Below are 10,850 nucleotides of genomic sequence, written 5' to 3' on the forward strand. Positions count from 1 at the left end.
ATTCCGCGGGCAAACACCGGCGGCGTGAGCGGCCATCGGGCGCTCTCAATCGATCTGCGCGATGCGCAGCAGGTTGGTGGTGCCAGCGGTGCCGAAGGGCATGCCGGCGGCGATGACGAGGGTCTGGCCCGGCTGCGCGAAACCCAGCTTCACGGCGGTGTCGACCGCCAGCTCGGTCATGTCGCTGACGTTCATCACGTCCTTGCACAACACCGGCGTCACGCCCCAGACCAGCGCCAGGCGGCGCGCCGTCGAGCGGCTCGGTGTCATGCCGAGGATGCTGGCGCGCGGCCGTTCGCGTGCCATGCGCAGCGCCGACGATCCGGAGCTGGTGTAGGCCACCATCGCGGCCACGTCCAGCAGCCCGGCGACCGAGCGCGCGGCCCAGCCGATCGCATCGGCCGTGTTGGCCGCGGGTTGCGTGTGCGAGGCATCGATGGCGTCGCGGTAGTGCGGGTCGGCCTCGGTCTGGGCAATGATGCGGTCCATCATTGCCACCGACTGCACCGGGAACCTGCCCGAGGCCGATTCGGCCGACAGCATCACCGCGTCGGCCCCGTCGTAGATCGCCGTGGCCACGTCGGAGGCCTCGGCCCGGGTCGGCACCGGCGCGCCGACCATCGACTCCAGCATCTGCGTGGCCACGATCACCGGCTTGCCCAGCTTGCGACAGGCCCGCACGATGCGCTTCTGGATCGCCGGCACCTGCTCGGCCGGCATCTCCACGCCCAGGTCGCCGCGCGCCACCATCACCGCATCGGTCTCGGCGAGGATGGCGTCCAGGCTGTCGATGGCCGCCGGCTTCTCCAGCTTGGCCACGATGCCGGCCCGGCCCTGGACGATCGCCTTCACCTCCGTGATGTCGGCGGCGCGCTGCACGAACGACAACGCGATCCAGTCGATGCCCAGCGTCAGGCCGAAGTCCAGGTCGGCCCGGTCCTTGACGGTCAGTGCCGACAGCGGCAGCACGACGCCGGGCACGTTCACGCCCTTGCGATCGGACAGCAGGCCCCCGGCGATCACCCGCGTTTCGGCGAAATCGGCGCCCGAGCGCTCGACCCGCAGTCGCAGCCGCCCGTCGTCGAGCAACAGGTCGGCGCCCGGCTGCAGCGCGGCGAAGATCTCCGGATGCGGCATCGGCACGCGTGTCGCGTCGCCCGGCGTCGTGCGGTCCAGGTCGAGCCGGAAGGCCGCACCTTCCACCAGCTGCACCGGCCCGCCGGCGAACGTGCCGACCCGCAGCTTCGGCCCCTGCAGGTCGAGCAGCACGCCGATCGGTCGGCCGATGTCGGCCTCGACGGCGCGGATCAGCTCGAGCCGCTGCTGGTGGTCCGCGTGCGTGCCGTGGCTGAAGTTCAGGCGGAACACGTCGGTACCGGCGCGCACGAGCGCCTCGATGGTGACGCGATCGGCGCTGGCTGGGCCGAGCGTCGCGACGATCTTGGCGTTGCAGGGGCGTTGCATCTAGGGAGCTCCAGTGGAAGAGCCGCCGATGACGATGGCCCGAAAGTCGTTCACGTTGGTCAGCGTCGGCCCCGTCACCACCGAGTCGCCGAGCGCCTCGAAGAACCCGTGGCCGTCGTTGTCGTCGAGGCACTCGCGCGGCCTCAGGCCCAGCGCCCAGGCGCGGGCCAGGGTGTCGGGTGCCAGCACGGCACCGGCGATCTCTTCCTGCCCGTCCACGCCGTCGGTGTCGCCCGCCAGTGCATGGATGCCCGGCTCGCCATCGAGCGCCAGGCCGAGCGACAGCAGGAACTCGACATTGCGGCCGCCGCGTCCTCCGCCGCGCACGGTGACCGTGGTCTCGCCGCCCGACAGCAGCACGCAGGGGCGAGGGAAGGGCTGGTCCCGACGCGCCACCTGCAGCGCGATGCCGGCGAGTGTCTTGGCCACGTCGCGCGCCTCGCCTTCGATCGCGTCGCCGAGGATGTAGGTTGGCCATCCGGCTGCTCGCGCCACCGTGGCGGCCGCCTCGAGCGCCTTCTGCGGTGTCGCGATGAAGCGCGTCTCGATCGGCGGCAGGCGCGGGTCGCCGGCCTTGAGGCTCTCGCCTTCGCCGCTTTCCAGCAGCTCGAGCGCGCGCGCCGGCACATCGATCTTGTAGCGACGCAGGAGGCCCAGCGCATCGGCGCAGGTGGTGGGGTCGGGCACTGTCGGTCCGGAGGCGATGTCGATCGGGTCGTCGCCGGGCACGTCGGACAGCAGCAGGTTGATCACCCGGGCCGGATGGCAGGCGGCGGCCAGGCGTCCGCCCTTGATGGCCGACAGGTGCCGCCGCACGCAGTTCATCTCGGTGATGCTGGCGCCGCTGGCCAGCAGGGCGCGGTTGAGCGCCTGCTCGTCGCCGAGGCCCAGGCCAGGCAGCGCCAGCGGCAGCAGCGAAGAGCCGCCGCCGGAGACCAGGCACAGCACCAGGTCGTCCGCCGTCAGTCCGCGCACGAACTGCAGCAGCCGCCGGGATGCCGTCTCGCCGGCCGCGTCGGGCACCGGGTGCGCAGCCTCGACGATCTCGATGCGCCGGCACGGCACCGCGTAGCCGTGGCGGGTGACCACCAGCCCGGAGAGTTCGCCTTGCCAATGGTCTTCGACCGCGCGCGCCATCGCCGCCGAGGCCTTGCCGGCCCCGATCACCAGCAGGCGGCCCTTGGGCACCGCCGGCAGGTGGCGGGGGACGCACAGGGCCGGCTGCGCCGCGGCCACCGCGGCGTCGAACATCGCGCGCAGCAGAGCGCGAGGATCGTGCGGCTGCATCTTTTTGTCTCCTGCTGGATGCGTGGGCGTGAGCCGGTCCCGCAGCTCGTGGCGGCTGCTTGGGGCGGAGCGGTGAAGGGGTCGGTGGCGCGCCGCTTTGGCGCGCGGCCTCGGTGGCCTCAGGCCGCCTTGCGCTGCGCGCTGGCGGCCAGCAGGCCGCACACCGCCTGCGTGACCTCGGCCGTGGTGGCCTGACCGCCCAGGTCGCGGGTGTGCAGCGCCGGGTTGGCGGTGACCTGCTCGATGGCCTGCATCACGCGCTGGGCGGCGTCGGCTTCGCCCAGGTGCTCGAGCAGCATCACGACCGACCAGAAGGTGCCGACCGGATTGGCCAGGCCCTTGCCCATGATGTCGAAGGCCGAACCGTGGATGGGCTCGAACATCGACGGGTAGCGGTGCTCGGGATCGATGTTGCCGGTGGGCGCGATGCCCAGGCTGCCGGCCAGCGCCGCGGCCAGGTCGCTCAGGATGTCGGCATGCAGGTTGGTCGCCACGATGGTGTCGAGCGACGCCGGGCGGTTGATCATGCGGGCGGTCGACGCGTCGACGAGCTCCTTGTCCCAGGTGACGTCCGGGAACTCCTTGGAGATCTGCAGCGCGATCTCGTCCCACATCACCATGGCATGGCGCTGGGCGTTGCTCTTGGTGATGACCGTGAGTAGCTTGCGGGGACGCGACTGCGCCAGCTTGAACGCGAAACGCATGATGCGTTCGACGCCAGCGCGGGTCATCATCGATACGTCGGTGGCGGCCTCGATCGGGTGGCCCTGGTGCACTCGGCCACCGACACCGGAGTACTCGCCTTCGGAGTTCTCGCGCACGATCACCCAGTTCAGGTCATCGGGGCCGCAGCGCTTGAGCGGCCCGTCGATGCCCGGCAGGATGCGCGTGGGGCGCACGTTGGCGTACTGGTCGAAGCCCTGGCAGATCTTCAGGCGCAGGCCCCACAGCGTGATGTGGTCGGGGATGTGCGGGTCACCGGCCGAGCCGAACAGGATCGCGTCCTTGTCGCGCAGCGCGTTGAGGCCGTCGTCCGGCATCATCACGCCATGTTCGCGGAAGTAGTCGCCACCCCAGTCGAAGTTCTCGAACTCGAAGCGGAAGGCCTTGCTGGTACTGGCCAGGGCTTCCAGCACCTGCTGACCGGCGGGAACGACTTCCTTGCCGATGCCGTCTCCGGGGATCGTGGCGATGCGATAGCTCTTCATGGGGGTCTCCGTGTGGGGTGGGGCGGTGTGGAGACTTTAGGAACTGGACGCCCTGCGTTCGCACCGCTAAAGTGAATCCATCGTTAACCTGAAACTAACAATGGAACGCTGATGTCGAGCGGCATCCAACCCTCGGATCTGGGCTTCTTCTCCGTGCTCGCCGGGGCGGGCAGCCTGAGCGCGGCAGCGCGGGAGCTGGGCATCACCACGCCGGCCGTCAGCAAGCACCTGGCGCTGATGGAGTCGCGCGTCGGCGTGTCGCTGGTGAACCGCACCACGCGGCGCATGAGCCTCACGCCGGAGGGCGAGGTCTACCTCGAGCATGCGCGGCGCATCCTCGGCGAGATCAACGACATGGAGGAGCTGATCGGCGTGGCCAAGGCCACGCCGAAGGGCCTGCTGAGAGTGAACGCCACGCTTGGCTTCGGGCGCAGCCATGTGGCGCCGCTGATCTCGCGCTTCGTGCGCAAGTACCCCGACGTGGAGGTGCAGCTGCAGCTGTCGGTCAACCCGCCGCCACTGACGGAAGATGCCTTCGACGTCTGCATCCGCTTCGGTGCGCCACCGGATTCGCGCGTGATCGCCCGGCACATCGCGCCGAACCGGCGCCTGCTGTGTGCGGCGCCGGCCTACCTGGCCCGGCGCGGCATCCCCAAGACCCCGAACGACCTGACCCGGCACAACTGCATCGGCATCCGACAGGGCGAGGAGGCCTACGGCCTGTGGCGCTTGTCGAGCGGGCGTGGCCGCAACGCCAGCACCGAGGCCGTGAAGACCCGCGGCAACCTGACCACCAACGACGGCGAGATCGCGGTCAACTGGGCACTCGACGGCCACGGCATCCTGATGCGCGCCGAATGGGACATCGAACGCCACCTCAGGAACGGCCGTCTCGTGCAGGTGCTGCCGCAGTACTTCACGCCCGACGCGGACATCCATGCGATCTATCCGCAGCGCCACCAACTGGCCGCGCGCGTGCGTGCCTTCGTGGACTTCGTGGCGCTGTCGTTCAGCCAGCAGGCTGCGACCGGCAAGGGCTAGGATCGACCGCTTCCCAAGCAACGAGGCCCGCATGCCCGAGAACCCAACACCACAGCCGCCTCGCCATCTGTCGATGATCCGCGGCTTCCATCTCGCGGACTTCGTGACCCTGGGCAACGCCGCCTGCGGCACGGCCGGCGTGTTCCTGGCGATGGTGTACGTGGGCAGCGGCGAGCTGGCCGACTTCCTGTGGGCCGCCGCGATGGCGCCACTGGCCTTCGCGTTCGACTGGCTCGACGGCCGCGTGGCACGCTGGCGGCAGCAGCACTCGGCGCTGGGCCGCGAGCTCGATTCGCTGGCCGACGTGATCTCCTTCGGCGTGGCGCCGGCCGCGCTGGCGTTCGCCGGCGGCCTGCGCGGCGGTTGGGACGTGGTGGTGCTGATCTACTTCGTGTGCTGCGGCGTGAGCCGCCTGGCGCGCTACAACGTGACGGCCGAGAGCCTGTCGGCCGGCGCCGCCAAGGTGCCTTACTTCGAGGGCACGCCCATTCCCACCAGCGTGGTGCTGACCGCGGTGCTCGCGGCGATCGCGTGGCAGCATGGGCTCACGCCGCCGTTGCCCGGCGGCGCCTGGTCCATCGCCGGCTGGACGCTGCACCCGCTGGTGCTGATGTTCGCGCTGTCGGGCACCTTGATGATCAGCAAGACGCTGCGCGTTCCGAAGATTTGAGCGTTCGCAGGGCGCTGGCTCCTGGCCTGCCGCCCGTCGGGCCGGGCGAGGGCTGGCTTCGCCCGGCTGCAGGGCCGGTGCGGCGTGCCTGCAGACGAATGCCCCCTGGGTGAGGACCAACGATGAGCGATGCAGAGACCGAAGCGAAACTGAGCGAGATCGACCGTCAGCTGGTGTGGCAGGGCTTCAAGCAAATGATGCCCCTTGCCGCCTTCGTGATCGTATTCGGTGCCGCGTTCGGCCTGGCCGCGGTGCAGGTCGGGCTGGACAGCCCCTTGATCTTCTTCATGAGCGCGACGGTCTTTGCCGGCGTCGCGCAGTTCGCCGTGCTGGATTTGTGGGGGTCCCACCTACCGATCATCACATTGGCGATGACCGTGTTCGCCATCAATGCGCGGCACCTGCTGATGGGTGCAACCCTCTACCCCTGGCTGCGCCACATGCCGACGACCCGGCGCTATGGCGTGATGGTGCTGGCGTCCGATGCGAACTGGGCCATGACCATGCAGGCGCTCGCGCGGGGGCAAGCCGGCTTCGGTCTGTTGCTGGGCGGTGGCCTGGCCCTCTGGCTGTCCTGGGTGCTGGGGACGGTGCTCGGCACCTACTTCGGCGGCGCCGTCCAGGATCCAAGGCGGTACGGAATGGACATGGTGATGGGCTGCTTCCTGCTGGCCATGGTGGCGGATGGCCCCAAGAACTATCGAATGCTCGTCATCTGGGGCGTCGCTGCCGCTTCATCCCTGCTGGCCCACCGGTACCTGGCCAACAACAGCCACGTCGTGGTGGGGGCCCTGGCGGGCGGCCTGGTGGGTGCGATCTGGACGGAAGAAAAAGATGTTGAGCATTGATACGCTGGGTTTCGGATCGCTGGTGGTCGTGTTGATCATGGCGATCGTGACACTGGCAACGCGGTGGGGCGGCGTGTTCGTCATGGCCTATGTGCCCATCGGCCACCGGATGCGGCAGTTCATCGGCGCGATGTCCGGTTCGGTCCTGGTGGCCGTGCTCGCACCGCTCGCCATGGACGGCGACGGCGGCGCAAGGCTGGCCCTGGCGACCACGGCCATCGCCATGCTGCTGCTGAAGAAACCGCTGCCGGCCATCGCCGCCGGCATGGTGGCCGCCGCGATATTCCGGCACTTCTGACGCGACCGGCGGCGCATGCGAGCGTCAGTGCCGCCGTTGCCGCTTCACGCGCGCCGCTGATGAAGAATCTGTCCGAACTGCTTGCCGGACGGGAGCGAGCCCCGTTCGAGCTGCACTACAGCGCCCGGACGCCCGCCACCGGTAAGTGTCCGGAAAGTGATGCCCCTCGACAATCCAACCCAATGCACCCTACAGCGGTTCCTTGCCGCCTTCCCTTGCCATGAGCTACAGCCTGCTGGCCATGGGCTTCGTCGCGGCCGTCTCGGCCGGGTCCGTTGCCTACGTCTACCGCTGGCGCGGCACTGCCCGCTATGCCAGCTTCGCTCAGTACATGCGCAAGAGCTGGCCTGTCTTCGCGCCGTTGAACTGCCTGATGTACATGTCGACTCGGGCCTGGGCTCGCAAACCGGTGCTGGATGCCGACTACCTGAAGAACATCGGCGTCCTGCGAGCCAACTGGATGACCCTGCGTGACGAGGCGCTGGCGCTTCAGTCGACCGGCGCGTTCGAAGCCGCCAAGGAGCCGGACTCGGTCGGCTACTACGACGTCGGGTTCCGAACGTTCTACAAGCGCGGATGGAGCAAGTTCTACCTGAAGTGGTACGGCACCACCCACAAGTCGGCGCAGCGGCTGTGCCCGAAAACGCTGGCGTTGCTCGATCAGGTGCCGGAGATCCGGGGGGCCATGTTCTCCATCTTGCCGCCAGGAGCCGAACTGTCGCTGCATTCGGATCCGATGGCCTGCTCGCTTCGGTATCACCTTGCGCTGGTGACACCGAACTCGGAGCGATGCCACATCAACGTCGACGGCCAACCCTGCGCCTGGTACGACGGCCAGGATTTCGTGTTCGACGAGACCTATCCGCACCATGCGCGCAACGAGACCGACGTGCCGCGCATCATCCTGCTGTGTGATGTGGATCGCCCGATGAACGCCATCGGGCGTCTTCTGCGTGCCGCCTACTTCTGCATCGCCAAGGGAACCGTCGTTCCCAACACGCCGGAGGATCGACGCGGGCTGTTCAGCGCACTGTTCTCCAGTGTCGAGCCCTGGCGTCGGAAGACGTTGAAGCTGCGCGAGGGGCACCGCCGCGTCTACAAGACCCTGAAGTTCACGCTCAACACGACGCTGCTGGGCGCGCTGGGGGCGTTCGTCTTCGCCGTCTTCAATGTCGTCGAGTGGATCCTTCTCTGAGCCTCACGCCGGCACATCGGCTTGCGCCGAGCTTGAGCTCGAAACCACGACCCGCAGCCCCGGCTCCGCCCGATGGGCACGAAGCTCCCATCCATGGGCCAGCGCGATCTCCTGGCAGATGGTCAGGCCCAGGCCGGCACCATCGTCGCGGCGATGGGGTCCGCGCCAGAAGCGGGCAAAGATCTTCGATAGTTGATCCTGCGGCACGCCCGGCCCCCAATCGCGCACCGACAGGGTGGTGGCGTCGAACTCCACGCTCACGAGTGTTCCCGCCGCCGTGTGCTGAATCGCGTTCTCCAGCAAGTTCTTCAACAGCGTGAACAGCGCCCCATGGTCGGCCTGCCAGGAGACGTCGACGGTCCGCTGCGGAAGCTCCAGGCGCACGCTCGCAGCGTCCGCCATGCGCTGCAAGTAGCTGGCCGCTTCGTGCACCACGTCGTGCATGTCGATGAGCGTGGGTCGATAGTTCTGCACTTCGCTCGCTTCGGCCAGATGAAGCAGTTGCTGCACCTGCCGACTCATGTGTTCGACATCGCGAAGCAGCATGCTGCGGTCGGCAGAGTGCGGGCTGAGTTCGACCTGCGCACGCACCAGTGCGAGCGGCGTCTTGAGCTCATGGGCTGCGGTCGCCAGAAACTCCTGCTGGATGCGGTAGCCCTGTTCCAGGCGTTCGAGAACCCGGTTGAAGCTGTCCACCAGCGGCGTGATCTCGCTCGGCACCGCCTGGGTCGGCAGTCGTGCGTGCAGCGAGCGCGGGGAGATCTCGGCAGCGGCCTCCGAGAGCCGCCGCACCGGCTTCAGGGCCAGCCTCAGCGCGACGTAGACGCAGGGGCCGAAGACGAAGAGCAGCACCAGGATGAACAAGGTCACTCCGGCCCCGGTGAACGGCAGCGCGAAGGCCTGGTACATGAGGTGCATGAACCGGCGGCTGACCGCCATCTGCAGGTACCAGACCTGGCCGTTGCGCTCCACGGCCTCGGTGGCACCGCGCATCGCAACCCCCTCGTGCTCGAACTCGAAGCGCCCCGGCTTCGGCGGACCCGCGGCACCCGCTTCAGGCCAGAACGTCGCGCCGGCGGCGGAGTACAGAACGACCTTCCCCGATGCGTCCAGCACACGGTACGCGGCCTCCTGCTTCAGGCTCTCGAAGATCCACTCGAGGTTGAAGTCCTCCTGGAGGTCGAAGCTGAAGTTGCGATCGAGCCGGTTGTCGCCGACGCCGATGGGTACGCCGCCGCTGTCGAACCTGAGCTCTTCTGCCATGTCCCGGGTGGCGTCGGCCACGTCCAGCCCGGACAGCACGTCGCCTTGCGTGGAGACGATCGCAATGGCCGTCGCCACGATGAGAAGGACGCTGAGCACAGCGCCGATCACATAGGCGATCAGGACCTTGACGCTGAGGCTATTCAGCCAGTGCATCTTCACGAAGCGCATAACCGAGGCTTCTCACGTTGACGATCTTCTGGCGCGAACCGACGGCGCGCAGCTTTCGGCGGATGCGATGCAGGGCCACGTCCAGGGCATTGGGGGTGACCGCCTCGCTCAGGCCCCAGGCGGCGGCTTCCAGCGCCGAGCGGCGCACCGTGTCTCCGCTCTTGCGGGCCAGCAGCAGCATGATCTGCATCTCGGACGCCGCCAGCGACACGCGCTCTTCGCCGCAGTGGAGCATGCCGTCGGCGGGCCGCAGTTGCAGGTCGCCGTGCCCCGGTGTGACCGGCAGGCACTCCACCGGACGGCGCAGCAGCGCGCGGACGCGTGCCACCAGCTCGTCCATGGCGAAGGGCTTGGGCAGGTAGTCGTCGGCACCGGCGTCCAGGCCTTCGACCCGATCGTTCAGCGCATCGCGTGCCGTCAGGACCAGGCAGGGAATGGTCAGCTCGAAGTCACGCAGCCGCTTCAGCAAGGCCAGTCCGTCACCGTCCGGCAGACCCCGATCGAGGACCATCGCGCCATAGGGCACCTGGTGGAGGGCAGACCAGGCGGCATCGATGCGCTGGACGCTGTCCACGGCGATGCCGGCGGCGGCCAACCCGTTGCTCACCAGTTGAGCAAGTCGCTCGTGGTCCTCGACCAGCAGAATCCGGCTCATCAGAAGCGGTACAGATAGCCCACGAGCACGCGGTTCTCGGTCGAGGTGTCCACCAGCGGACTGTCCTTCATCGACTTGGCCAAGCCAGCCACGCGGGCATCGAACATCAGCGAGTGGTGTGAATCGAGGCGATAGATGGCTCTGACACCGACCCCTGGAACGACACCCGCCTTGCCGACATAGGCAGGCCGCCCTGCCATCGCTTCGCTGCTTCGCACGCCGAAGTAGTAGTCGACGTACTTCTTGTCCAGCCAGGCGGCGCTCAGCCGTGGGGAAATCATCAGGTTCGGACCCAGCCGAAAGGGCTTCTCCACGCTCAGGCTGAAGCGCTGGCCCTTGCTCTTGCCCGCAACGTCGCCCAGCCACTCGGCGCTGACATTGGCCATCTCGTTGCGCCACTGTACCTGGGCACCGGTCCAGAAGCCACCCTTGCGCTCGGCCATGCCGGCAAGGATGGGGGCGTCGTCGGCCTCGTAGCCGGCGCCGTCGAGGTTCATCCGACCCACGATGCTGAAGTCGAGCCGCTGCCTGTCTCCCAGGTCGAGGCCGGGCAGCTTCACCTCGATGCCCAGCGCGCCGACCTTCACATACTGGTTTTCGAACTGGAGTAAAGGCAGCACCTTGGTTTCACGATCGCTGCCCGTGTAGGGCTTTTGCGCGCTGAACACGCCGAGTCCCAGGCCCCAGCTGCTGCCCCCGGGCCCTCCAGGGCCTCCCGATCCCTCGGGGCCCGGTTGCTGGGCCGCGGCG

11 protein-coding genes are annotated in these 10,850 nt (G+C 68.3%); 5 read left to right on the top strand and 6 right to left on the bottom strand.

Annotated features, from left to right (window positions below):
• Nucleotides 1-45: 45 nt before the first annotated feature.
• From pyk to ASC67_RS01165, 3 genes are all read right to left on the bottom strand, one after another.
• Nucleotides 46-1,464, bottom strand: a complete 1,419-nt coding sequence (pyk, locus tag ASC67_RS01155; RefSeq protein ID WP_056314483.1) for a pyruvate kinase — start codon at nt 1,462-1,464, stop codon at nt 46-48.
• A complete protein-coding gene (locus tag ASC67_RS01160; protein WP_056314484.1) occupies nt 1,465-2,751 on the bottom strand; it encodes a glycerate kinase in 1,287 nt (428 codons plus the stop codon).
• Nucleotides 2,752-2,870: 119 nt separating this feature from the next.
• Complete coding sequence (locus tag ASC67_RS01165; protein ID WP_056314485.1) at nt 2,871-3,959, bottom strand: tartrate dehydrogenase; 1,089 nt, start codon at nt 3,957-3,959, stop codon at nt 2,871-2,873.
• A gap of 111 nt (nt 3,960-4,070) precedes the next feature.
• On the opposite strand from ASC67_RS01165, the gene ASC67_RS01170 reads away from it, so the two are divergent.
• From ASC67_RS01170 to ASC67_RS01190, 5 genes are all read left to right on the top strand, one after another.
• Nucleotides 4,071-5,000: a LysR substrate-binding domain-containing protein gene (locus ASC67_RS01170; protein ID WP_056314486.1), complete on the top strand. Its 930-nt coding sequence runs from the start codon at nt 4,071-4,073 to the stop codon at nt 4,998-5,000.
• A gap of 31 nt (nt 5,001-5,031) precedes the next feature.
• Nucleotides 5,032-5,670, top strand: coding sequence for a phosphatidylcholine/phosphatidylserine synthase (locus tag ASC67_RS01175; protein WP_056314487.1), 639 nt, complete (start codon nt 5,032-5,034; stop codon nt 5,668-5,670).
• Nucleotides 5,671-5,792: 122 nt separating this feature from the next.
• A complete protein-coding gene (locus ASC67_RS01180; protein ID WP_056314488.1) occupies nt 5,793-6,518 on the top strand; it encodes an AzlC family ABC transporter permease in 726 nt (241 codons plus the stop codon).
• Nucleotides 6,505-6,816, top strand: a complete 312-nt coding sequence (locus ASC67_RS01185; RefSeq protein ID WP_235566182.1) for an AzlD family protein — start codon at nt 6,505-6,507, stop codon at nt 6,814-6,816. The genes ASC67_RS01180 and ASC67_RS01185 overlap by 14 nt, the downstream gene beginning before the upstream one ends.
• Nucleotides 6,817-7,036: 220 nt before the next feature.
• Nucleotides 7,037-8,011: an aspartyl/asparaginyl beta-hydroxylase domain-containing protein gene (locus ASC67_RS01190; protein ID WP_056314490.1), complete on the top strand. Its 975-nt coding sequence runs from the start codon at nt 7,037-7,039 to the stop codon at nt 8,009-8,011.
• Between the two features lie 3 nt (nt 8,012-8,014).
• Here ASC67_RS01190 and ASC67_RS01195 read toward each other — a convergent pair whose 3' ends face one another.
• Genes ASC67_RS01195 through ASC67_RS01205 form a run of 3 tightly spaced genes read right to left on the bottom strand, consistent with a single transcriptional unit; the run spans nt 8,015 to nt 10,768 of the window.
• A complete protein-coding gene (locus ASC67_RS01195) occupies nt 8,015-9,445 on the bottom strand; it encodes an ATP-binding protein (protein ID WP_056314491.1) in 1,431 nt (476 codons plus the stop codon).
• Nucleotides 9,414-10,100, bottom strand: coding sequence for a response regulator transcription factor (locus tag ASC67_RS01200; RefSeq protein WP_056314492.1), 687 nt, complete (start codon nt 10,098-10,100; stop codon nt 9,414-9,416). The genes ASC67_RS01195 and ASC67_RS01200 overlap by 32 nt, the downstream gene beginning before the upstream one ends.
• Nucleotides 10,100-10,768: a MipA/OmpV family protein gene (locus ASC67_RS01205; protein WP_235566183.1), complete on the bottom strand. Its 669-nt coding sequence runs from the start codon at nt 10,766-10,768 to the stop codon at nt 10,100-10,102. Before ASC67_RS01205 ends, ASC67_RS01200 begins: the two co-directional genes overlap by 1 nt.
• Between the last annotated feature and the right edge of the window lie 82 nt (nt 10,769-10,850).

The organism is Methylibium sp. Root1272 (assembly GCF_001425905.1).
GTDB lineage: Bacteria > Pseudomonadota > Gammaproteobacteria > Burkholderiales > Burkholderiaceae_C > Methylibium.

Bases quoted from the DNA above. Each gene is read 5' to 3' on its own strand.
- pyk (WP_056314483.1), bottom strand. From the start codon at position 1,464: ATGCAACGCCCCTGCAACGCCAAGATCGTCGCGACGCTCGGCCCAGCC.
- ASC67_RS01160 (WP_056314484.1), bottom strand. From the start codon at position 2,751: ATGCAGCCGCACGATCCTCGCGCTCTGCTGCGCGCGATGTTCGACGCC.
- ASC67_RS01165 (WP_056314485.1), bottom strand. From the start codon at position 3,959: ATGAAGAGCTATCGCATCGCCACGATCCCCGGAGACGGCATCGGCAAG.
- ASC67_RS01170 (WP_056314486.1), top strand. From the start codon at position 4,071: ATGTCGAGCGGCATCCAACCCTCGGATCTGGGCTTCTTCTCCGTGCTC.
- ASC67_RS01175 (WP_056314487.1), top strand. From the start codon at position 5,032: ATGCCCGAGAACCCAACACCACAGCCGCCTCGCCATCTGTCGATGATC.
- ASC67_RS01180 (WP_056314488.1), top strand. From the start codon at position 5,793: ATGAGCGATGCAGAGACCGAAGCGAAACTGAGCGAGATCGACCGTCAG.
- ASC67_RS01185 (WP_235566182.1), top strand. From the start codon at position 6,505: ATGTTGAGCATTGATACGCTGGGTTTCGGATCGCTGGTGGTCGTGTTG.
- ASC67_RS01190 (WP_056314490.1), top strand. From the start codon at position 7,037: ATGAGCTACAGCCTGCTGGCCATGGGCTTCGTCGCGGCCGTCTCGGCC.
- ASC67_RS01195 (WP_056314491.1), bottom strand. From the start codon at position 9,445: ATGCGCTTCGTGAAGATGCACTGGCTGAATAGCCTCAGCGTCAAGGTC.
- ASC67_RS01200 (WP_056314492.1), bottom strand. From the start codon at position 10,100: ATGAGCCGGATTCTGCTGGTCGAGGACCACGAGCGACTTGCTCAACTG.